Source organism: Flavobacterium sp. Root420 (assembly GCF_001427905.1).
In the GTDB taxonomy this organism is placed as follows: Bacteria; Bacteroidota; Bacteroidia; order Flavobacteriales; family Flavobacteriaceae; genus Flavobacterium.
The window spans coordinates 316,628-339,467 of sequence record NZ_LMEF01000001.1 but is presented as its reverse complement, the minus strand read 5'-3'; the positions used below and the strand labels follow the sequence as shown (position 1 = coordinate 339,467).

At 33.4% G+C, this 22,840-nt stretch carries 26 protein-coding genes; 7 read left to right on the top strand and 19 right to left on the bottom strand.

Translation table 11 applies throughout. The features are described from left to right. Position 1: 1 nt before the first annotated feature. The 3 genes from ASC72_RS01520 to rsfS all read right to left on the bottom strand — a co-directional run bounded on the left by ASC72_RS01520 (position 2) and on the right by rsfS (position 3,036). Complete coding sequence (locus ASC72_RS01520) at positions 2–610, bottom strand: lactate utilization protein B/C (protein WP_056185645.1); 609 nt, start codon at positions 608–610, stop codon at positions 2–4. Between the two features lie 113 nt (positions 611–723). Next, positions 724–2,649: an ATP-dependent zinc metalloprotease FtsH gene (gene ftsH, locus ASC72_RS01515; RefSeq protein WP_056185642.1), complete on the bottom strand. Its 1,926-nt coding sequence runs from the start codon at positions 2,647–2,649 to the stop codon at positions 724–726. Between the two features lie 15 nt (positions 2,650–2,664). After that, positions 2,665–3,036 (bottom strand): ribosome silencing factor, encoded by a 372-nt coding sequence (gene rsfS, locus ASC72_RS01510; RefSeq protein WP_007809313.1) that lies wholly within the window; start codon positions 3,034–3,036, stop codon positions 2,665–2,667. A gap of 93 nt (positions 3,037–3,129) precedes the next feature. Between rsfS and ASC72_RS01505 the strand changes: the two genes are divergently transcribed. Further along, positions 3,130–3,870, top strand: a complete 741-nt coding sequence (locus ASC72_RS01505; protein ID WP_056185639.1) for a biotin--[acetyl-CoA-carboxylase] ligase — start codon at positions 3,130–3,132, stop codon at positions 3,868–3,870. Positions 3,871–3,969: 99 nt separating this feature from the next. Here ASC72_RS01505 and ASC72_RS01500 read toward each other — a convergent pair whose 3' ends face one another. The 3 genes from ASC72_RS01500 to pyrE form a co-directional block, all read right to left on the bottom strand. Further along, positions 3,970–4,626 (bottom strand): hypothetical protein, encoded by a 657-nt coding sequence (locus ASC72_RS01500; RefSeq protein WP_056185636.1) that lies wholly within the window; start codon positions 4,624–4,626, stop codon positions 3,970–3,972. A 299-nt stretch (positions 4,627–4,925) separates the two neighbouring features. Then, positions 4,926–5,318, bottom strand: coding sequence for a hypothetical protein (locus ASC72_RS01495; RefSeq protein WP_056185634.1), 393 nt, complete (start codon positions 5,316–5,318; stop codon positions 4,926–4,928). A gap of 139 nt (positions 5,319–5,457) precedes the next feature. Further along, a complete protein-coding gene (pyrE, locus tag ASC72_RS01490) occupies positions 5,458–6,102 on the bottom strand; it encodes an orotate phosphoribosyltransferase (RefSeq protein WP_056185630.1) in 645 nt (214 codons plus the stop codon). A 7-nt stretch (positions 6,103–6,109) separates the two neighbouring features. Between pyrE and ASC72_RS01485 the strand changes: the two genes are divergently transcribed. Together ASC72_RS01485 and ASC72_RS01480 are read left to right on the top strand one after the other, a co-directional pair. Beyond that, a complete protein-coding gene (locus ASC72_RS01485; protein WP_056185627.1) occupies positions 6,110–6,721 on the top strand; it encodes an NUDIX hydrolase in 612 nt (203 codons plus the stop codon). A gap of 144 nt (positions 6,722–6,865) precedes the next feature. Next, on the top strand, positions 6,866–7,096 hold the full coding sequence (locus ASC72_RS01480; RefSeq protein WP_056185626.1) for a DUF4287 domain-containing protein: 231 nt from the start codon (positions 6,866–6,868) through the stop codon (positions 7,094–7,096). Between the two features lie 398 nt (positions 7,097–7,494). On the opposite strand, the gene ASC72_RS01475 is transcribed toward ASC72_RS01480, so the two are convergent. From ASC72_RS01475 to ASC72_RS01455, 5 genes are all read right to left on the bottom strand, one after another. Continuing rightward, a complete protein-coding gene (locus ASC72_RS01475) occupies positions 7,495–8,091 on the bottom strand; it encodes a hypothetical protein (protein ID WP_056185623.1) in 597 nt (198 codons plus the stop codon). A gap of 182 nt (positions 8,092–8,273) precedes the next feature. After that, a complete protein-coding gene (locus ASC72_RS01470; RefSeq protein WP_056185620.1) occupies positions 8,274–8,768 on the bottom strand; it encodes a hypothetical protein in 495 nt (164 codons plus the stop codon). A 627-nt stretch (positions 8,769–9,395) separates the two neighbouring features. Continuing rightward, the gene (locus tag ASC72_RS24735; protein WP_371258422.1) at positions 9,396–9,587 is read right to left on the bottom strand and encodes a cyclic-phosphate processing receiver domain-containing protein; all 192 of its coding nucleotides are present in this window, start codon (positions 9,585–9,587) and stop codon (positions 9,396–9,398) included. A gap of 10 nt (positions 9,588–9,597) precedes the next feature. Then, complete coding sequence (locus ASC72_RS24425; protein ID WP_241775590.1) at positions 9,598–9,768, bottom strand: cyclic-phosphate processing receiver domain-containing protein; 171 nt, start codon at positions 9,766–9,768, stop codon at positions 9,598–9,600. Positions 9,769–9,928: 160 nt separating this feature from the next. Next, complete coding sequence (locus ASC72_RS01455) at positions 9,929–11,656, bottom strand: M14 family metallopeptidase (protein WP_056185613.1); 1,728 nt, start codon at positions 11,654–11,656, stop codon at positions 9,929–9,931. A gap of 350 nt (positions 11,657–12,006) precedes the next feature. Between ASC72_RS01455 and ASC72_RS01450 the strand changes: the two genes are divergently transcribed. Both ASC72_RS01450 and ASC72_RS01445 read left to right on the top strand, forming a co-directional pair. After that, complete coding sequence (locus ASC72_RS01450; RefSeq protein ID WP_056185610.1) at positions 12,007–13,356, top strand: DEAD/DEAH box helicase; 1,350 nt, start codon at positions 12,007–12,009, stop codon at positions 13,354–13,356. Between the two features lie 345 nt (positions 13,357–13,701). Further along, positions 13,702–14,151, top strand: coding sequence for a hypothetical protein (locus tag ASC72_RS01445; RefSeq protein WP_056185607.1), 450 nt, complete (start codon positions 13,702–13,704; stop codon positions 14,149–14,151). 134 nt (positions 14,152–14,285) lie between these two features. Here ASC72_RS01445 and ASC72_RS01440 read toward each other — a convergent pair whose 3' ends face one another. The 5 genes from ASC72_RS01440 to ASC72_RS01420 form a co-directional block, all read right to left on the bottom strand. Continuing rightward, positions 14,286–14,864: an alkylphosphonate utilization protein gene (locus ASC72_RS01440; RefSeq protein ID WP_056185604.1), complete on the bottom strand. Its 579-nt coding sequence runs from the start codon at positions 14,862–14,864 to the stop codon at positions 14,286–14,288. Between the two features lie 70 nt (positions 14,865–14,934). Continuing rightward, entirely contained in the window at positions 14,935–15,552 is a 618-nt protein-coding gene (locus ASC72_RS01435; RefSeq protein WP_056185600.1) for a zinc-ribbon domain-containing protein, read from the bottom strand. A gap of 68 nt (positions 15,553–15,620) precedes the next feature. Continuing rightward, entirely contained in the window at positions 15,621–16,079 is a 459-nt protein-coding gene (coaD, locus tag ASC72_RS01430; RefSeq protein WP_056185597.1) for a pantetheine-phosphate adenylyltransferase, read from the bottom strand. A gap of 81 nt (positions 16,080–16,160) precedes the next feature. Beyond that, a complete protein-coding gene (locus ASC72_RS01425) occupies positions 16,161–16,853 on the bottom strand; it encodes a DUF421 domain-containing protein (RefSeq protein WP_056185593.1) in 693 nt (230 codons plus the stop codon). A gap of 184 nt (positions 16,854–17,037) precedes the next feature. Then, a complete protein-coding gene (locus ASC72_RS01420) occupies positions 17,038–18,009 on the bottom strand; it encodes a D-alanine--D-alanine ligase (RefSeq protein WP_056185591.1) in 972 nt (323 codons plus the stop codon). 320 nt (positions 18,010–18,329) lie between these two features. On the opposite strand from ASC72_RS01420, the gene ASC72_RS01415 reads away from it, so the two are divergent. Next, a complete protein-coding gene (locus tag ASC72_RS01415; RefSeq protein WP_056185588.1) occupies positions 18,330–18,950 on the top strand; it encodes a PASTA domain-containing protein in 621 nt (206 codons plus the stop codon). After that, positions 18,943–19,986, top strand: coding sequence for an RluA family pseudouridine synthase (locus ASC72_RS01410; RefSeq protein ID WP_056185585.1), 1,044 nt, complete (start codon positions 18,943–18,945; stop codon positions 19,984–19,986). The genes ASC72_RS01415 and ASC72_RS01410 overlap by 8 nt, the downstream gene beginning before the upstream one ends. A gap of 109 nt (positions 19,987–20,095) precedes the next feature. Here the strand turns inward: ASC72_RS01410 and ASC72_RS01405 are convergent, their stop codons facing one another. The 3 genes from ASC72_RS01405 to ASC72_RS01395 are packed head-to-tail and all read right to left on the bottom strand — an operon-like array spanning position 20,096 to position 22,831. Beyond that, on the bottom strand, positions 20,096–20,710 hold the full coding sequence (locus ASC72_RS01405; RefSeq protein ID WP_056185582.1) for a hypothetical protein: 615 nt from the start codon (positions 20,708–20,710) through the stop codon (positions 20,096–20,098). Between the two features lie 5 nt (positions 20,711–20,715). Then, on the bottom strand, positions 20,716–21,960 hold the full coding sequence (locus ASC72_RS01400) for an ATP-binding cassette domain-containing protein (RefSeq protein ID WP_056185580.1): 1,245 nt from the start codon (positions 21,958–21,960) through the stop codon (positions 20,716–20,718). A 19-nt stretch (positions 21,961–21,979) separates the two neighbouring features. Then, complete coding sequence (locus ASC72_RS01395; protein WP_056185576.1) at positions 21,980–22,831, bottom strand: sulfurtransferase; 852 nt, start codon at positions 22,829–22,831, stop codon at positions 21,980–21,982. Positions 22,832–22,840 lie beyond the last annotated feature (9 nt).

Below are 22,840 nucleotides of genomic sequence, written 5' to 3'. Positions count from 1 at the left end.
CTTAAAGGTCTTCTAAAAGCAATAAATAGAGATTTTTTGCAACGCTTCCGTATTGTGTAAAATCTTCCTCTTTTGCTTTTTCGAAATATTTTATAGTGGTAATGTTAGTTGGATAGTCTCTTTCGTATTTTCGTTTAATAGCGCTCAAACCATCACTTTTCATTGGTAGAATCTGACTCGTTGTAGCTATTATAACAATATTTGCAGGTAACTCGTTTGGTTTGTCTTGTCTGATTTGTTTTGAGGAAAATAAAATAGAACCTTCATCAGCAATAAGGTTTTCGCAGGAAGCTAATAAAAATTTAGGAGCTTTTGGTGCAATATAAATAAGTTTGTTTTCTTCTAATAAATGAAAAAGACCTGGTTCATAGCATAAAACTTCATTTTCAAACCAGTCGTTTTCTTCTAAAATATTTTCAAATTGTTCTGCAACTTCTTGCTTGTTCTCACAATACAAAAATTTACCGCCATTTTTCTTAAAATTGAAAATGAATTGTTCGTCAAGAGATAAATGACTATTCGGAATTGGATTTCCTCCTCCATATTCGCTTTCATGTTCTTCGTCAGATGCGGCGTCGCTAGAACCAAATATTTTTTTGAAAAAATTCATTTTATATGAAATACTTTACATGTTAATTGAAAACGTTCAAAGATAAAAAAATCTTAATTCAAAAGCCTGTTTTGAATTAAGATTTTAAAAAATATTACATATTTCTGAATAATTTACGAAACTACTTCTTCCAGATTTTTGTCAAAAGTACGTTTTCCGAAAATTGTTTCTAAGTCATCTTTAAAAATAACTTCTTTTTCTATCAATATATCAGCAAGCTGATTAAGTTTGTCTTTGTTCTCTTGCAAGATTTGAATAGCTCTTTGATATTGTCCTTCAATTAATTCTGAAATTTCTTTATCAATAACTTTTGCAGTCTCATCAGAATATGGTTTAGAAAAGTTGTATTCGCTTTGTCCTGTTGAATCGTAATAAGTAACGTTTCCGATTTTTTCATTCAAACCGTAAATTGTTACCATAGCACGAGCCTGACGCGTTACTTTTTCTAAATCGCTTAATGCACCAGTCGAAATTCTGTCAAAAGTTACTTTTTCAGCAGCTCTTCCACCCATAGTGGCACACATTTCGTCTAACATTTGATCTGTTCTAACGATTTGTCTTTCTTCTGGCAGGTACCAGGCAGCTCCTAAACTTTGTCCACGAGGAACAATTGTTACTTTAATAAGTGGTGCGGCATGTTCTAACATCCAGCTTACAGTTGCGTGTCCGGCTTCGTGAATTGCAATTGCTCTTTTCTCTTCCGGAGTAATGATTTTGTTTTTCTTTTCAAGACCTCCAATGATTCTGTCAACGGCATCAAGAAAATCTTGTCTGTCAACTGCCGTTTTATTGTTACGGGCAGCAATTAGTGCAGCTTCGTTACAAACGTTTGCAATATCAGCACCAGAGAATCCCGGAGTTTGTTTTGCCAAGAAATCTAAATCAAGACCTTCGATTTTTTTGATAGGAGCTAAGTGAACTTTAAAGATTTCAGCTCTTTCGCGAATGTCCGGTAAGTCAACAAAAATTTGTCTGTCAAAACGCCCGGCACGCATTAAAGCTTTGTCAAGAACATCAGCTCTGTTTGTTGCAGCCAAAACAATTACGTTTGAGTTAGTGCCAAAACCATCCATTTCGGTCAATAATTGGTTCAAAGTATTTTCTCTCTCGTCGTTTCCGCCTGACATATTGCTTTTTCCTCTTGCTCTACCAACAGCATCAATCTCATCGATGAAAATGATAGCAGGAGATTTTTCTTTAGCTTGTTTGAATAAATCACGTACACGTGAAGCACCAACTCCAACGAACATCTCCACAAAATCAGAACCTGATAATGAGAAGAAAGGTACTTGGGCTTCGCCGGCAACAGCTTTAGCTAATAAAGTTTTACCGGTTCCCGGGGGTCCTACAAGTAAAGCTCCTTTTGGGATTTTACCTCCAAGATTGGTGTATTTTTCAGGGTTTTTCAGGAATTCTACAATTTCTTGTATTTCTTCTTTTGCACCTTCTAAACCAGCAACATCTTTAAATGTTGTTTTGATATCTGTTTTTTCATCAAACAATTTAGCTTTCGATTTTCCGATGTTGAAAATTTGTCCGCCACCGCCACCAGCGCCGCCTGACATTTTACGCATAATGAAAATCCATACACCAATAATGATGATGATTGGAAGCAGACTGATTAAAATGTCGCTCCAATTGTTTTTCTGTAAGAAATTAAAATCTTTCAGTTTGCCTTCGCCAACTGCTTTTTCTAATTTAGTTTGAAAAATTTGATCGTTACCAATTTCTAAAGTATAGTGAGGACCTTTGTTTGCTCTGTCAAAAATATCTTTAGCTACTTTTTTATTGGCAGCATCTTTAAGGGCTGCAGCAGTTAAATAAACTTCAGCTTCAGCTTTATTATAAACGATTACCTTTTCAATTTGTCCTTTTTCTAATAAAACATTGAATTTAGAAGAAGTTAATTGAGCTGGTTCGCTTAAGTTAGATCCTCCGGTTGCAAAACTTATAAATAAAAAAACTAAAAGTATTGCAGTATATATTAACCAGGGACTTATTTTAAATTTACTCGGATTTGGATTATTATCTTTAGCCATTAGAAAAAATTTTCTTTAGTATTTGTTTTCGATTGTAGTTATTTTGGCGTCACCCCAAAGGCTTTCGATATTATAGTATTCACGAATGTGTTTTTGGAAAACATGTACCACGATGTGCACATAATCCATAAGAACCCATTCCGCGTTATCGGTTCCTTCTACGTGCCATGGTTTATCTTTTAAATCTTTTGATACTGTTTTTTGGATTGAGTTCACAATGGCGTTAACTTGGGTGTTAGAACTTCCGTTGCAAATAACAAAATAGTCACAAACAGCCGTGTCTATTTCTCTTAAGTCAAGAATATCAATATCATTTCCTTTTACTTCTTCAATTCCCTTTATTATGTTCGCCAGTAGAACATCATTATTAATAGTCTTTTTCGCCATGAATTATTTTATATGAATTTGTAAAGTTATCAAAATTTGTGATTATTTTTGAACCTTAACAAAATATTAAATTAAGTTATTTAAATTACTTGAATGAAACTAATCAAACTCGATGCCATAGATTCGACAAACGACTTTCTTAAGGCATTATCAAGTCAGGATGAACTTGATAATTTTACTGTGGTAACAGCTGAAAATCAGACAAAAGGCAAGGGGCAAATGGGGGCGAAGTGGGAATCAGAATCGGGTAAAAACTTAATTATGAGTGCCTTGGTAAAGGATTTTCTATATGATAATGAACAAGTTTTTAATTTGAGCTTAATCGTTTCCTTGTCTGTAATTGAGGCTTTAAAATCGTTAAATATTCCTGATTTAAGTATAAAATGGCCAAACGACATTATGTCATACAATAAAAAGATTGGTGGCATACTAATCGAAAATACCATCAAAAGCGATGGCAGAATCATGTCAGTAGTCGGTTTAGGATTAAATGTCAATCAAACAAATTTTGAAGAATTGCCAAATGCTTCTTCTCTGGCAATCATTTCAGGTCAAACTTTTGATAAAGAGTTTTTACCAGCTTTAATTATCAAAAAAATACAACAAAAAATAGTAGCATGGGAATCAAACTCGGCTATTTTCTGGAAAGAATATTTTAATACCTTATTCCGTAAAGGAGTTCCAATGCCTTTTAAAAACCTTAATCCCGGAGCGTTTGGACAAAACTTCATGGGAATAATTCAAGGCGTTTCTTCAGTCGGAAAAATTCAAATTATGCTTGAAGACGATTCTGTTTCGGAGTTTGATATTAAGGAAGTTCAGATGCTTTATTGAAAAAGGTGCTGAGATTCTGAGGTACTAAGGTTCTGAGGTTTTGCTTTATAGTCGCTAATAAAAAGAATAAATTTTGTGCGTTAGCGCCTTTGTGGCAGTTTACGCTTTTACTAAATTTTCTTTTTTCGGTACTATTTTTCTGTTCCAATAAACAATATAAATTGTTCCTAAAATAGAAGGCATCATCCAGGAAATTATATTACCTATTCCTATTCCGGCAACTATAAAAGCTGTAATTGAAGCTATTAATGCGCCAACCATTTTTCCGATATGCTTGGAAAGCCACTTCTTATTAAATTCTGAAGCATTCTTGTAAAAAATAAAATCTTTTGTGGTCATAAAGAGGCCAAATCCGCCGAAAAAGGTAAATAAAATGCCATTTTCAATTGCGTTTAACTGGCAATATAGTCCGATAGAAATCATTACTACAGAAAAGAACAACATACTTCCGGAAATTAATTTATCTATAAAATCAGCTTTCGATTTGTATTTGAAGGATGAAGCCCTGTTTCCGGAAATCACAAGATAGATGGTAAATAATCCGATCAAAAATAAAAAGATATTCTGATGATTAGGTAACCAACAAATTGGCAAAGAAATAAGACAGCTGGTCAACATGCCAATGGTGAATAATTTTCCCATTTTTTTATGTAATGAACTTCCTTTCTTTACTAAAACGCTTCCTATTCCCGTCATTAAACCGACTCCTCCAAAAAAAGCATGAATGTAAATTAAAATCTTAATCGTTGTTTCCATTTTAGTTTGTGTTAGTTTTATGGATCAAACTTCGATTAATTATTTTTTCTGCTATAATTTATAATTCCCAACTGTTGTTTTTTGAGGATGGAGTGTGGGTTTTGCCGCAAAGTCGCTAAGCCACAAAGAAAATTAAACTTTGCTCCCGAAGCCTCGGGATCGAGACTCTACGAGATTATTCTAAATAAAAACTTTGTGTCTTAGTGTCTTCGTGGCTATAAAAAAGCCCAATCATAAGATCAGGCTTTTAAAATTTTATGTAAATCGTGAATTAACAATTAACAATTTATAATTCACAATTATAATTTAGTCATATTGTTGGCTAAAGTTTCAATGAATTTACTGATTGGTCCTTTGATCATCATCGCCATCATAGCATTGAATTCTCCTTCAAAGAATAATTGTACAGCACTTTCTGAATCAGAAATACTATCAATATTAGAAGTCAAAGTAAAAGGAAGTTTATCACTTGCAGCTCCTAAGACAATTTGACTTGGTGCTGTTTTTTCCTTCATTTTTAGTTTTATTTCCGGCATACCTTTCAATCCAAAAATGAAAGCATCTTCGCCAATTACTTCAAATTTAGCGATATTATCCGGCATTAATTTTTCAAAATTCTTTACATCAGATAATTGATCAAACAGATCTTGAGCTGATTTCTGAACAGTAACTTTTGGACTTTCTAAGTTCATATTTTATTTTTTATTTTTTTTACCGCAAAGTGCGCAAAGGTTTTTTTTATATTGTAACTAAAATAAATTCCAATTTTTAAATTCCAAATTCCAATTCTTTTTGAAAGTCAATCTAAAATCTACAATCAAAAATCTAAAATTACTCCTGTCCCCAGGTTGATGGAATTGCGTTCCATTCCTGCAAAGTAGACTGTTGCTCTTCTGTAATATATTGTTTCTGAACCGCTAATTCCAATAAATTTTCGTAGTTGCTCAACGTATATAAATCAATGTTTGCGTTTTTGAAATTTTCTTCGGCAACACCAAAACCGTAGGTAAAAATCGCTGCCATTCCTTTAATATTGGCACCTTCATTACGTAAAGCTTCAACAGCCATCAAACTGCTGTTTCCGGTACTAATTAAATCTTCAACAACAACCACATTCTGGCCTTTTTGTAAAAAACCTTCAACCTGATTTTGTCTTCCGTGTTTTTTAGCTTCCGGGCGCACATATACAAATGGCAATCCAAGGCTTTCAGCAACCAGAATTCCAATTCCAATAGCTCCAGTGGCCACTCCGGCAATTACATCTGGTTTCCCAAATTGTTTTTCAATGTTTTTCGCAAATTCATCACGAACATAATTTCGGATGATCGGAAATGAAAGAATTAACCTATTATCACAATAAATAGGCGATTTCCATCCAGAAGCCCATGTAAAAGGATTTTCTGGATTCAATTTAATTGCATTTATTTGCAAAAGCAATTCGGCTGTTTTTTCGGCAGTATCTTTATTAAAAATCATAATACAAATGTATAAAGTTTTTGTGAACGACAAACCACTTTTTTTGACAAATGAAATCTCGAGAGAGACTAATTTTCAATTGTTTCTGTTGGAGAGTATTGATATTGAGCAGCTTATAGTGAAAATATTTCAAAATAAAATTCAAAAGGCTTATTTATATCATCCCGACGAAAGAGAGATTATGAAGACTCTAAAAGCTAAAATACCAGTTAGTAAAGCGGGAGGAGGCTTTGTGTACAATAAAAAAGGCGAAGTTTTATTCATTTTTAGAAACGGAAAATGGGATTTACCAAAAGGCGGAATCGAAAAAGGTGAAGAAATTGAAAACACGGCAATGCGCGAAGTCGAAGAAGAAACCGGCGTAGGCAAACTCCGAATCGTAAATAAACTCCAAAAAACATATCACGTTTTTAAACGAAACGGTAAATACAAACTCAAAATTACCCATTGGTTCGAAATGTTTTCTGATTTCGAAGGAACTCCACAAGGTCAAATCGAAGAAGGAATTGAAAAAGTAGCCTGGCTAAATCCCGATCAAATCAAAGAAGCTTTGAAAAACTCCTACGAAAACATTAAACTGCTTTTTGAAGAAGAGAGTAAGATTTCTATTGAAGAGTAGTGTAGAAATTAGAGGCAAGAAACAAGAAATAAGAGGCAAGATAAACTTTGTTTCGATACTTTGTGGTTGATATTAGTTGGTTATATGATCTAAAAATTTAATTTGTACTTTCGTGTATTAGAGTAATCACCTAAATAGATTGTTATGTCATTTCAAGGATATTTAAAAACAATTAAAGAAAAGACGGGAAATGGTCCGGCCGAATTTAGAGCTTTAGCAGAACAAAAAAGTTTCACACAAGACCGAAAACTCAAACCAGAAGTAAAAGCAGGAGACATTGTTAACTGGCTTAAAGAAGAATTTGATTTAGGCCAAGGACATGCAATGGCAATTTATGCACTGCTTAAAGGTATAAAAGACGAGAATAGCCAGTGATTAATTGAGTTAATTATTACCTGAAAGTACAAGATAATTTGTGCCTGCCACCACTTAAAAAAAGCCATAATCAACTTTACATTCATTAGGCCTTTTTTTAAATGCTGTCGGGCTATCCGCTCCGCCGTGGCGGATTGCTTCTATCTCTCATGCGGAGCTACACTTTATTGTTACTTACTGTTTTAAGTTCGTGAGAATTTCTCACAGTTAGAGTTTACTTTCGCAATAAATACATCGACATCATCGACGAATAATAATAACATTTTTGGATTTTTTACGATTCCAAAAGGTAAACTAACTGATATACTGTTTTTACATTCAATAGCGACATTATGAGGTTCTAATTTGCCTAATAGTGCAAACTTTACAAGAGTTCATTACTTTTCTCATAATCTCCTTCAAATTTGCTTATTTTTTTCTATGGAGCTAATAGGAATTTCTAACGAATTGAAAAGACCGTACCTGATTAAAATTTTATCTGATGAAATAAGATGTCTTCTAAAAATTATTGCTTTTAAATGTCCTGTTAAATTAATTAATAGATAAATATGTAATATCAAAAATACATCGGCAATTGAAGCGAGCATTAATCCAATATAAACGGCACTGACACCACTATTTTTATATCCTGAATATTGATTCTCAGAAGTTTTATTGCCTGACCATTTAATAAAACAGTAATAGAAAGAACATATCTCGAAAGCGATTATTGTATTTAACTTTTTAAACTTAAATGATTCTTGCAAAGAATTAATGATGACAGAATAATCATCCTGATTTTCAATATCGATATGTTTTATATTTCTTTTAAAGTTCATTATTAAATGAACAACAGTCCAGATTAGAAACAAGAGAAACGCAATGTTGAAATAAATTTTCCAGTCAAAAATTATCTTGAAAAAGTTTCCATTCATCGGAAACAAGTAAGGCGTCGTTTTGAATGCCAGATAAAAAACAAACCAAAACGTAAATTCTGTTTGTTCTCTTGTACTCAAAAAATAATATATGATGGAGCTACAATAAAGAAGAGAGCTGTTAAAATTGAAAAAATGAAAGAGGGCTGTTTTTTGGTGTAAAACAGAAGTCTATTACTAACAGCATAGTTTCTATCATTCCAAAAATAAGAAGAGAGTTGTATTTTTTTACCATATTTTAATTTAACGATTTGACTGTTTTGCTATTTAAATTGTACAAGAGTTTCATCGATCAAATGTTCGATTGTAAGAAAGTTATTCGCCAGTTCTAAAATGTCCTTTTTAATATTTTCTAAATCCAGTTTTATCCAGCCTTCCATTAAAGTTAATGGACCGTGATTTACACTCACATTTGACCAATCATTCTGATAAACTTTAAAACCTGTTCTAAAAGTTTCAGCAAATTTTCTGCTTTGTATGGAGTAACCTTTTAAATTTCGCAATTTCAAAGCGTGGGTATTGTACATTATTTTTTGTTTCTGTATCGTGCTGTCGTTAATCCAAACCGAAAAAAAGATTCTTGATTCGGCTGTTAAAGGATTTTTAATATCATTTGTCCACGATTTTTTGTACAATTTTAAGCAAGCAGAATCCAGAAAAATGTCAACCGAAACTTTAATTTGTTTTTCATCTAAAAGCTTTAGATCAAGTTGATCTGCTACTTTTTGAAAATGGTTTAGAAAGAAAGAAATATCCATTTTGTTTTAGCTTTTTTATATTTACCACCTAATTAGATTTCCTATCAAATATAAAGTATTGTAATTGAATATTTTTATGGGAAGACATACTTAAGTGATTTTTTGAAATTAATTTTCCGATACAGATTTGGGCGTGCCACCATCCCGATAAGAGGGCAAATTACCATGCGCGTATACGCCCTCTTATCGGGATGCTGTCGGGCTATGCGCGCTACTTCGGTAGCCAGCTTCTATCCCTCACGCGATTGTCGCTTTCAAAATTTCGTTTTGGTTTTTACATTACTTTTCATTATCCACTTATTCAAAGCTAATGAAGATAAAAATCCACATAAAGCGAGCAGAATTAAAAATAAACTTCTTAAAGGTCTGACATCAAATGCTTGCAAGGGAAAAGTACTAGTTAGAATTAAAAGAGAAAATGCGATCCAATAAATATTTCTTTTGAAAAATTCCAGATAAAAATTAAACGAAAGAATAGAGAATATAAAAACAATTCCAGTGCAAAAAATGGTCAATCCAAATCCAACTGATCTATGTTGTATTGGATAAAAATGATTAAAACTATAGTGAATAATTGCTAATCCAATAATTTGAATTATTGAAATCAGTAATGCTCTTAGAATCTTTTTAATCATTTTCTTTATCTTTCATCATTTTTTTTAAACTATTCAAATGTTTAATATAGTTATCAAGTAAACTTTGGATTTGTTGACTTGCAACAGGATTTGCTGAATGAACATTGAATTTTAGATTTTGTAAATCGAGCCCAGACTTGTAAACTAACCATTTTGCTGCGGCATAACCATCTTCTGCAACAATATCATTCTCATCAAGCCAGCCCTAAATCATTATCAAAACTAATCAATTCCGGAAGCCCATTTTTAAGTATAACTTTTTTAAAATCATGAAAATTCCGAACAATAACAAAATCTTCATCTGTTAGGTTTTTGTAAACCATTTTTACATCTCTAATGTCATCAAGAAAAAGTTTATATGTCATTATTTATTGGTTTGTTTAAAAAAAAGCATTTTTTTTAATTTCATTTATCTTTCAAATTCAAAACTTTGACAAAGATTACACGAACAGCTTTGTGATCTTAACATTTTCTCAACACTTTCAAAGTAATAAAATCTTTGCGCCAATTGCGGTAAAAAAAAATCTACAACACACGATAAACAGGATACTGCATATGAGCCTTTTCATAATAAACAGAATGCTTGTAAATCCAATCCAATTGCGCTTCGGAGTTTTTAGCAAATGCTGTATCAGATTGTTTTTTGGTTTCGAATTCGGCTTTTAAAGCTGGATTATCTTTTAGTAATTTTGCCGCAGTATCTTCAAAAATATATTCTGAGTAATGCTCCTTTTGCTGTAAAATTGGATCAAAGAAATTCCAGTTAAAGAACGAATCAACACCTTCCGGTTCAAAAGCTTCTATTAAGTATTTTACTCCTTTTTGTTTTGTAGAAATGAGATAATCGCCTTTGTCGAAAGCCATTTTCACCATTTTAGAAGTTACGTTCGTATTGTAGTGCATATAATGACCTTCATAGGCATTTGAAAATGTTTTAAAATCCGCAATTTTATAACTTTCGACTTCTATAATGGTATCGTTTTTAAGTTGTGTAAATGAGATATTGTTGTTCTTCAAAAGATCAATTATATTCCAATAACCACGCGGAATGATATAAGCAGACGGTACAACAACGTCTTTTAGTGATTTGAATTCTTTTATATAAGGCACGTCTTTTTTGTACGGTTTACTACGATCGTAATACAAACGATCTCCTGTTGTAGCGTCACTTTTTTTGTATCCGGCTTCATATCCTAAAAACGAAAAAGTAGTGGCTTTTGTGCTATCAAGTTCCCATTTTAAAGTATACGATTTTTTAGGTTGATATTGTTCCAGATTTTTGACACGCAATTCCTTGATTTTTTGATAATTGGCATCAGTAAAATCCATAGTTGATTTCATGTATTCGTAAGTCATTTTTACGCGCTCTGCATACTTTTTTAGCATATGAGTTTCAACCACAAATCCAATCGTGTTGAACAAAGAAGTATAACCCGTTGTATATCGCGGACTATCAACAAACTGTCCAAAACCTTTGTCTGGTGTATCTTTAAAAGAATCTACATAAGGTGTTGTTTCAATTTTCTTTTGTTGTAAATCTTTTACCAAAGCAGGCATCATTACATCATTCATGTAATCACCCAAAACAGTTCCTAATTTATTATGTTGTGTCATAATATAAGTTAGTTTGTATTGATAATCTGAGCCATTGCTGACATGATTATCAATAAAAACATCAGCATTTATTTTCTGAAAAACGGCTACAAAACTCTTCGTATTTCGCGTATCCGATTTCATTAAATCACGGTTTAAATCATAGTTTCTTGCATTTCCTCTAAAGCCATAAATTTCCGGACCATCCTGATTCGCTCTTGTAGTTGAATTGCGGTTTAAAGCCCCTCCAATATTATAAACCGGAATACAAACCAAAACGGTGTTCTTTGGTGCTTTCATTTTGCCAATTGCTAAATCTCTGTAGAATTGCATAGTCGCATCGATTCCGTCAGGTTCGCCGGCATGGATCCCGTTATTGATAAAAAGAACGGCTTTAGTTTTCTGAATTTTATCAAAATCAAATTTCTTATCCGGATTAAAAGTCACCATATGCAAAGGTTCTCCAGAATCCGTCAAACCCATTTCTTTAATCTGAATCGTCGGAAAATCATTGGCTAAAAGTTTAAAATAAGCAATAGTTTCCTGATAAGATGCCGATTGATTTCCATTTCCTTTTTCAAAAAAAGTATCATATTTTTTATTGTTTTGAGCGAAAGTCGTTATGGTGAAAAGTAAAATGGAAAATGTGAAAAGTTTCATGAATTTGGGTTTTTAATAGGAATCAAATATAAAGAAATTAGTTTAAGGTTTTCTTTGTTTCAGGTTTCAAGTTTTTCAAACTTTGTCTATAATTTTACCGCAAAGTTCACAATCCCGAAGCCTCGGGATACGCAAAGTTCACAAAGCTATTCCTATTTAATCTCGCAAGCCACAAGGTCGCAAAGTTGTATTCACAAAGCTTTGCGATCTTAATAAAGCCAATTATTAACGCTCCGGAAAAAAACTTTGCGAACTTTGCGGTAAAATGTCAAAGTGGCTCTATCCTTATTTCAACTTGAAACCTGAAACAAAGAAAACCTGAAACAACTTTTTTTACCTACTTTTGCAAAATGAATAAAAAACACCATTCCAACAACATACTTTCGAATTTAGGAATTGAGAGCCTAAACGAAATGCAAGAAGTTGCTCAAGACGCAATTTTAAACGATAACAATGTTTTACTGCTTTCTCCAACAGGATCCGGAAAAACATTGGCTTTTTTGCTTCCGGTTTTAGAATTATTACAGCCTGAAATTCTTTCGGTTCAATGTTTAATTTTAGTGCCTTCGCGTGAATTAGGGTTACAAATTGAGCAGGTTTGGAAAAAAATGGGAACGCAATACAAAGTCAATATCTGCTACGGTGGACATTCAATTGATACTGAAATCAAGAATTTAAGTAATCCGCCGGCAGTTTTAATTGGAACTCCAGGTAGAATTGCAGATCATATTGACAGAGATACTTTTCGCACCGATAAAATCCAGACTTTAATTTTAGATGAATTTGACAAATCATTGCAATTGGGTTTTCATGAACAAATGTCATATATCATTGGAAAATTAACGAAACTGAATAAACGAGTTTTGGTTTCGGCTACTTCAGATATTGAAATTCCGAGATATACCAGGGTGGTCAATCCAACGGTTTTAGATTTTATTCCGGAAGAAGAAGAAAAAGCAAATCTATCGATGAAAATGGTAGTTTCGCCAGCAAAAGATAAATTAGAAAGTTTGTTCAATTTGATTTGTTCACTGAAATCACAATCGGCTATTATATTTTGTAACCATCGTGATGCAGCAGAACGTATTAGTGATACTTTAAACGAAAAAGGAATCTACGCAACGTATTATCATGGCGGAATGGATCAGGACGAGCGTGAGCGCGCTTTGATTCAGTTCAGAAATGGAAGCATGAGTTATTTAATTACTACCGATTTAGCGGCCCGCGGCTTAGATATTCCTGAAATGAAACACGTAATTCATTATCATTTGCCTTTGAAAGAAGATGAATTCACACACCGTAATGGTCGAACCGCACGTATGCAGGCTTCTGGAACGGCATACATTATCATCCACGAAAGTGAAAAAAAACTGGATTATATCGACTACGGAATGGATGTTTTGAAAGTAGAAAACACTACAACATTGCCAAAACCACCAGAATACCAAACCATTTATATTAGTGGCGGAAAAAAGACAAAACTAAATAAAATTGATATTGTTGGATTCTTTTCTCAAAAGGGAAAATTGGAAAAAAGTGACTTGGGATTGATTGAAGTGAAAGATTTTATTTCATTTGCAGCAGTACGATACAATAAAGTAAATGACTTGCTGAAAAACATTAAGGATGAAAAAATGAAAGGCAAGAAATTTAAAATTGAAGTTGCCAGAAAGGTAGTGAAGAAGGAAGAAGAAAGATAGTTTTTTGTTTCAAGTATCCGTTTTCAGGCTTTTTTGAAGTTAATTTGATATAAATTTCAGAACCTAATCACCCATTTTTAGTGATTTTTGTAGTAAAATTTTTTCTTTTTTTTAACTTTTCGATGCCTTTAAAATCAAGATTTTAAAGAGTTTTCTTTGCTCTTTTAGACGATTGTGTGTGCGTTAGTTTGTTGATTTTCAATATTTTAATTTGTTATTGTACTCGTGTTAAACCAATTTCAAACAACAATCTTAATCTTTTGTTAATAAATTAACCGGTAACGCTTTATTTTATCATAATTTCTGCGTTTATTGTGCTAGTAAATAATAAACCCCAAATTAATTATGAAAAGAATTATTACGATTGCCGTTTTATTGTTGAGTGTTGTCTCTTTTGCACAAATTAAAGTTCTTGAAACTGTTCCGGTTGAGAAGTTAGGAAAAGTAAATAACAACTACATTCAGAAAATTGGAGATGAATACACAGTATATTACACGAGTATTCAAAACGATGATGAAGAAGGTTCAACTTTGAGAAAATTTACGTTTAAAAACGTTAATAACGATTACGCAAGTCTTTACAGTATTATCATGAATGGTTTTGGTGCAAATCCATTATACGATATCAAATTAGAATTGCCAAACAATTATATTTGGTTGCATTACACAGGAAGTGTTATTCCTGAAAAAGCTACAGTTCAGTTTATGGTTTCAAGCAAAGAAGCTTCTTCAGCAACAAGTAGTGTTTCTGAGCCGTTCGTAAAAGATCAGATTAGTAAATTATTTCAAAAATAATTTCCCTTAAGCATAAAAAAAGCTGTTCGATCGAACAGCTTTTTTTATGCTTAAAAAGTTATGGGTTAAGGGCAAAAAGTTATGAGGCAAAACCTTTGAACCTTTGTTGCTCTGTACCTTTGAATCTTCAAAGATTAAATTTTCTTCACGTACTGTGTGATAATCACAATTTGCTGACCATCTACTTTTCCTTCGATGTATTCGGCATTTTCATGGTCTAAGCGGATGTTTCTAACAGCTGTTCCCTGTTTGGCAACCATACTTGAACCTTTTACTTTCAAATCTTTAATTAAAACTACAGAATCTCCATGTTCTAAAATGACTCCGTTGCTGTCACGGTGAATCAGTTTGTTTTCATCGTCTTCACCTTCTCCTGTTGCTTGCGCCCACGCCAACGTATCTTCGTCTAAATACATCATGTCTAATAGTTCCTGAGGCCATCCTGCAGCGCACATACGGTTTAACATTCTCCACGCAACCACTTGCACGGCAATATTCTCGTTCCACATACTATCGTTTAGACATCTCCAGTGATTTAGATCTACATTATCCGGATTTTCAATCTGGTCAATACAAGTATTACAAGCTAATATACTTTCGTCAAGTCCGCCTTTTTTAGTTGGCAATACCTGATATACTTTTAAGTTTTCTTCTGCTCCACAAAGTTCACATTTAGATCCGCTTCGTTTGTTCAATTCTCTTTCGATACTCATTATATTTTATTTTTTTGCCGAAAGTACCGTTAAATACTACCTTTTGCAAATTATACCCTGATGATTAAGTTTATTTGTCTCGTTTTACTTCAAAAATTTTCTTTTCATTATAAAGATTTAGCATGTTTTTTCTGGAAATGCTATATGTTTTTTTATAATTTTCGGCTAAATCAATCTTATAGACATCTGTTTTTAAATCTATTTCCATTTCATTTAAGAAAATAATCAGACTATCTTTTGAAACTTTATCAATTTTTATAGTTGTGTAATGTCCTTCAGCGACTGAATTTAGAAAATAGATATCTCCGACTTTTGGATCTTTAATAAAAGTTGCTGTATCTAAGTCAGTTTGGTGTGAACTGTAGAAAGCCATTCCAATAATAGCAGCAATTACAAACAATCCTGAAAACATCCAGATAGGTGTCTTCGCTTTGTTTTTTTCTTTTTCTCTTTCTAATTTTTGCTGAATTAGTGATGGCAATTCTACTTGTTCGAATGTTTTTTTGCAAGACTTACATTCAGCAAAAGTTAATTTTTTGATTGGAAAAAAAGGTATCAAATACAGGTGTGCATATTTTCCAAATACACTGTAAATCATTGACACATTTGTGTTGCAATTTGGACAATCTACATTAATTATTTGTCCATTTTTTAGATTGGTAGCTTTGGTTCCGTAATAAAATATCATATTTAGTTTTTTGGTTAGTTATGCAAAAATAGAGATATAGGTTACTTTTCCAAATTTATGTTATTAAATTACTTCTTCACTCGAACCGCATCAGGAACCAGCATTTCATATTCACCGCCATTACGTAATACATCACGAACAATACTTGAACTTATATAAGAAGTTTTTGCTGCAGTTAATAAAAAAACTGTTTCAATTTTAGAAAGGCGTCTGTTGGTGTGGGCGATGGCTTTTTCGAATTCGAAATCAGCTGGGTTGCGCAAACCTCTTAATATGAAATGCGCTTTTTCCTTGTGTGCCAAATCTATTGTCAATCCTTCGTAAGTGATAACCGAAATTTTCGGCTCATCTTTGAAAGTTTCTTCGATAAAACGTTTTCTTTCTTCAAGTGAAAACATGTATTTTTTTTCAGCATTGACACCAATGGCAATTACAATTTCGTCAAAAAGAGAAATTCCTCTTTTGATAATATCTTCATGACCGAGTGTAATAGGGTCAAATGATCCCGGGAATATGGCTTTTCGCATTTTTTTTCTTTTAAGGTTCAAAGCTACAAAGGTGCAAAGGCACAAAGGCTTTTATTTTGTTATTGGAATTTGGATTTTTTTTTATGTTATTCTCAATGTTTTTATAGCCGGAACCCATTCGTCTTTTTGACAAACTTTGCATTTTGCAGTTCCTTCTTTTTGTTCTTCGGTATGACCGCAAAAAGTGCAGGCATGAATACCATCAGTTATGATTTGTTTGCTTTTGTCGTTAAATAAGGCAGGTAAAATAGGTAAGCCGTACTTTACATCTTTATCTTCGTAAAAAAATACGCTAACTTCTCCGCTTGTTTCCAGAAACGCATGTTTTACCTGACCCAAATGTTCAATTGATCTTATTCGAAGTTCTGAGAAAAATTCGTCTTGTGCTAAACTTTCTTTTTTAAAAGTCGCTATAGAAAATTTACCATCCTGAATAAGACATTCGGTTTTACCTTCAATAAATTCTTCAAATTTTTTGCTTTTTCCTGTCAACCAGGTTACAGAACGATAAAGAATAATTATTACTAAAAATACAATTGCTGCAGGTAAAATACCCACATCTTCATAAAACATAGGATCTCCGGCCGCAGAGCCTAAAGCTATGATAATCACAGTTTCAAAAATGGATAATTGTTTTACACCTCTTTTCCCTGCTAATTTTAATGTCAGCAATAAAATGATGAACATGACAGTGGAACGAAATACAACTTCTAAGGCAAAATTTGCCGGTAAGTCATTGTAAAATAATCTATTCCATTCGAAGATTTGTTTCATTTTTTTGAGGTGCTAAGGTTCTGAGATACTAAGATTCTAAGGTTTTTTCCATTTCAAGGAAGGAAATATCTGTCGGTTACTCACTTTGCGAGACTTCGACTTCGCTCAGTCTGACAATACTTTTGTACTTAAAAAATTAAGGTTCTGAAGTCTTAGAACCTCAGAACCTTAGTGTCTTAGTAGCTTATAAAAGTGCTAGCTCTATTGCATTGGTGAATAAATCTTCAAGTGAAATTCCGGCTGCTTTTGCTTGTTGTGGAATCAAACTTTCGGTGGTTAAACCAGGAATTGTATTCATTTCAAGCATGTAGGGTTCGTTGTTTACGATGATGAATTCGCTTCTTGAGAAACCTTTCATTTTTAAGACTTCATAGGCACGTTTTGCAGTTTCCCCCACTTTTTGTGTCAATTCGTCCGAAATTCTGGCTGGTGTAATTTCCTGTGACTTTCCTTCGTATTTCGCTTCATAATCGAAGAAATCATTATCAGAAACAATTTCGGTAATTGGCAATACTTTAATTTCTCCTTTGTAATTAATTACGCCGACAGAAACTTCTGTTCCGTCAAGAAAACTTTCGATAATGATTTCGTTATCTTCTTTATAGGCAACTTCAATGGCGATTGGCAATTCGGCTTCTGATTTTACTTTTGAAATTCCGAAACTTGAACCGGCTTTATTTGGTTTTACGAAGCATGGCAAACCTACTTTTTTAACGATTTCTGCCGTATTGATTGCGTCACCTTTGTTTAAATAATATGAAATTGCCGTTTTGATTCCGTATGGTTTTAAAACCGATAATAAATCACGTTTATTGAAAGTTAATGCCGATTGGTAATAATCGCAGGAAGATTGTGGAATTCCTAATAATTCGAAATAAGCCTGCATTAATCCGTCTTCGCCCGGAGTTCCGTGAATGGCGTTGAAAACACAGTCAAAAGTGATTTTTTGATCGTTTACAGTAACAGAAAAATCATTTTTATCAATAGCGTATTCGGCGTTGTTTTCATCTACATAAACCCATTTTTCTTTAAAAATATGAATACGGAATCCGTTGTATTTTGTTTTGTCAAGATATTGATGAACGACGTTTCCTGAGATTAGAGAAATTTTATATTCGCTTGAATACCCGCCCATGATAATGGCAATATTTTTCATGTTTTACTGTTTATTTGTTTAATCGAAATGTTGTTTTTATTGTTTAATTGTTTAGTCGGGATCTTCTTTTGAAAGAGAGTGCCCTAGCCCCGATAGAGGCGGTATCCTTTTTTGAGGCGATTTTTCATCGCCGATAAAAAGATATAGCCGAAAGCGAGAAATAGCTCCTAATAATTGAAATTCCAATTTTTGAAATTCCAAATTCCAAAAATCTACATTTTCAATAGGGATGCCAATTTGATACTTTCTTGTCTAAAACAAAATTATCATTTTTTTTGAAACGAAATAGCTTTATCTTTGCGACTAATAAAAATAAATTTATGAGTTTACGTCAGTATTTAACAAGCCGGGTTTTTTTCGTGCAAATTTTAATAGCGTTTGCTATTATTGCTGTTTTAGGTTATTTGTTTATGCATTGGTTGACTTTTACGACTGATCACGGACATGAAATTGAGGTACCGAATTTAGCAAAATTGACTGAAGAACAAGTTGAAGAGAAATTGGACGAATTAGATTTAGATTACGTGCTTTTGGATAGTGTTGATTATAGAAGTCAATTCCCAAAATACAGTGTTGTTGAGCAAGATCCATTGCCGGGAACGAAAGTAAAAGTGGGAAGAAAAATATATATTAAAATTAATTCTTCAGGATTTTCATCTGTTAAAATCCCTGATTTAATTGAGAAAACGTATCGTGAAGCGGTTCCGACTTTGAAAGCACTAGGGCTTGAAGCAGGAACAATTACTTATATTCCGAACCTTGGAAAAGACATGGTTCTGGAGATGCGTTATAAAGGAAGAAACTTAAAAGTAGGAGACCGTGTGCTGAAAGCTTCTAAAATCGACTTGGTTTTAGGAGACGGAAAAGCAACGTATGTAGATGACAGTCAGGCAACAGATAGTTTAGCAGTGCCGGCGACAGAAACCCCAAAAGATGAATAATACTATTGAAAATTTAGATCTGGAAGACGAATTATTCGAACATTTTAGATTTGAAGTCCCTAAAGGTCAGGCGTTTTTGCGTATTGACAAATATTTAATGAATTTGATTCAGAATGCGACACGAAATAAGATTCAGAACGCCGCAACTGAAGGAAACATTTTTGTAAATGATATTCCGGTAAAATCAAATTATAAAGTAAAACCGTTTGATGTTGTAACTGTTATGTTATCGCATCCGCCGTTTGAAAACCATATTCTTCCGGAAGATCTTCCGTTGAATATTGTTTATGAAGATGATGCTTTGTTGTTGATTAACAAAGAGCCGGGAATGGTGGTGCATCCGGGTCATGGAAATTATACCGGAACTTTGGTAAATGCTTTGGCGCATCATTTTGATAATTTGCCAATGAACAGCAGTGAACGTCCGGGATTGGTACACCGAATTGACAAAGATACATCCGGACTTTTGGTTGTTGCCAAAACGGAAGCGGCCATGACCCATTTGGCTAAACAATTTGAAGCTAAAACATCTGAACGTGAATATATTGCCCTTGTTTGGGGGAATGTAGCCGAAGAGGAAGGAACGATTGAAGGAAATCTTGCGAGGCACTTAAAAGACCGTATGCAAATGGCTGTTTTTGCTGATCCTGAAATAGGGAAACCTGCGATTACACATTATAAAGTTTTGGAGCGTTTTGGTTACGTAACTTTGATTTCGTGCAGATTAGAAACCGGAAGAACACACCAGATTCGTGCACACATGAAACATATTGGACATCCGTTGTTTAATGACGAACGTTACGGAGGTCATTTGATTTTGAAAGGAACTACGTTTACCAAATACAAACAGTTTATTGAAAATTGTTTCAAAGCGTTGCCACGTCAGGCTTTGCATGCAAAAACACTTGGTTTTGTACACCCGAATACAGGCGAAATGATGCGTTTTGATACAGAGTTACCTCAGGATTTTCAGGATTGTATTGAGAAATGGCGTAATTATGGAAAGACACATAGTATTGAAGACGAGGAAAATTAATTAGATAATTTGTCAATTAGAAAATTAGATAATTTCTTAAACACAAATTCCACTAATTTACACGAAATTAATCTGTGTAAATTAGTGGAATTTGTGTTTTACTTATTATTTATTCAATCGTTTTAATGGTCAAATCTATTATTTTGGCTTCGCCGTTGGTTAAGAAACCTAGTTTTCCTTGTTGGCTCAGCTTGCTTTTTTCGATGGAACATTCTAAGAAAGTTTCATTATTAACTGAAAAATACAGTTGCTTATTGGCGACTCTAATTTTAACCGAATACCATTTGTTATTTTCTAACTTCATTGGTTTTTTGAATAAAGTCGGGCCGCCGCGTTTGCCATATTCATCACTGTTTTTATTGTAAGACCCTTTTCCTATCACGATATTTTGATCGATTTTATAGAGATACGTTCTGATGTATTGCTCTTTATCAATGTTTAGCATTATCTCAAACAAAGATTCTTTGGTCATGTTGACTTTAAAATCGATTTCATAATTTTCAGGAAGCTCCTTTTTACTTTCTATAACGCCCCAATGCATTGATCCTCCTGTTCCGATTAAGGTATCCTTTTGCAACAACCACTCTTTTGGATTAAAATCCCAATCTGATTTGAATTTAGAAATTTTGGAGATTTTGTATGCTTTATTTGCTGTCGAAATTGTCGTAGAACACGAAATAGTTAATAATACTATTATTAATATAGCTATTGATTTAATTTTCATCGTTTTTAGTTCAATTCCGAATGATATTTTATTTTACCAATCGATCCTGTTTCCATTGGTAATAATTCAAAAACAGAAGTAGGAGCGAGGCCGGATTCGATTCGGTGCGACACATATAAAATACTCACGTTTGTTTCTTGTTTTATTGTATTGATCAACTGGATTACCATATCTACATTTTCGTCGTCCAGACCTTCTACAGGTTCATCCAGAATCAATAAAGGCGGATGTTTTAAAACGGCACGAACAATTAATCCGACTCTTTGCTGACCGATAGAAAGATCAATGAAACGTTTTTTTCTTAAATGCGTCATTTCGATTACCTCAAGCCATTGCGAAACAATTTGTTTTTGATGCGTGGTTGGCTCAATATAAAGTCCGATGGAGTCGAAGAAACCGGAAAGAATCATTTCTTCTAAAGTGTGGCCTTTCTGGAATAAATCGGTCATTGAAGTGGTGAAGATTCCGATTTGTTTTTTGATGTCCCAAACGCTTTCTCCGGTTCCTTTTTTTCTTCCGAATAAAAATAAATTCTGACCAAATCCTTTTGGATTATCTCCGGTAATTAAAGATAAAATCGTGCTTTTTCCAGAACCATTTGGACCAATTAACTGCCAGAACTCACCTTGTTTTATCGTCCATGAAATGTTGTCTACAATTTTTCTGTCATCGTAACTTACAGAGACATTTTCCATTTTGATTAATACGCTTTCATGGAAAGAATGCGGTTCAATCGCTTTTGGAATCGCAGCTGTATTTAAGGTTTTAAAATGATGGTCTTCTACTTTTGGAATGGGATGTAATTCAAATGAATTGTCTATAATTTGTGCTTTATTAGGAACAAATTGAAGCACATCAACAACACGATTTACAATTTGAATGATCGCAATTATGTTAGCTAAATCCTTTAAAGATTCGGCTAAAACAACTCGTGAAGCCTGATCTAAATGATCAAAAGGATTATCAAAAATGATAAAACCAGGTTTTTGGTTGATGCAGTATTTTAAAAATTCTTTTTTTCGTTCTCCCGATGAAAAAGTTCGGAGTTGTCTGTGTGATTCCGGAGAAGCTTCTACCGAATCATATTGATATTCTTTTTCAATGAATTTTTCAATGGCAATGTCTGAAAACAGAATTCCTTTTTGGTTGTTAAAAACGGCTAATTCTCCTTTGGCATTGCCGGAAAGTAATTGATCTATAAACGCTTTTTTATTTACTAAGTTTGATAAAAGGATATCCCAATGTTGCATTTTTGTATTTTAAAAATAATTATTCTTTTTCTCGTGTAAACATTTCGCGATCGTTTCGCGACCACTCGCTCCAGGATCCCACATAAAGTTTCGGAATTTCAATTCCGGCATAATCCATTGCTAATAAGGTATGACAGGCTGTAACACCCGAACCGCAATGTACAATTACATTCTCAGGTTTTGTATCGCCTAAAAGGGCAGTGTATTTTTTATTTAAATCTTCATTTGATTTATAAAATCCATCTTCCTTTAGATTTTCACTAAACGGAACATTGATTGCGCCCGGAATATGTCCGGCAATCAAATCCAGCGGTTCTGTGAGACCATCAAAACGATTTTTATCCCTAACATCAATTACTATGTTTTTGCTGTTATTTCGGGCCTTTTCAACCTCTTCAATATCAGCTACAGCCAATTTCCACTCTGAAACTTTATAGTCAGTTGGAGTGAAATCTTCTAGTTCTGAGCTTAAAGGAAAACCAGCATTTATCGCTTCCTGCAAACCGCCATTTAAAACCTGAACTTTTTCATGTCCGATTGCTCTCAACATCCACCAAAATCGTGCTGCAGCGTTTGAGCCGTTTTTATCATCATAAATGACAACGTGACTTTTGGGAGAAATTCCGAGATTAGAAAGGACCTCAGAGAATTTTTCTAAAGAAGGAAGTGGATGCCTGCCACCATTTGAAGGATTATCAACAGTTGCTAAATCACGATTTAAATCTACATAACGAGCATCTTTTAAATGTTCTTTTTTATAGTTTTCTTTGGCAGTGGCTCCGGCTCTGGCATCAATTAATACAATTTCAGATGAATGCTGTAATTGTGTTAATTCTTCGGGATTTAGTATAGGAGAAAGTTTATCTGACATTTTTTGAAT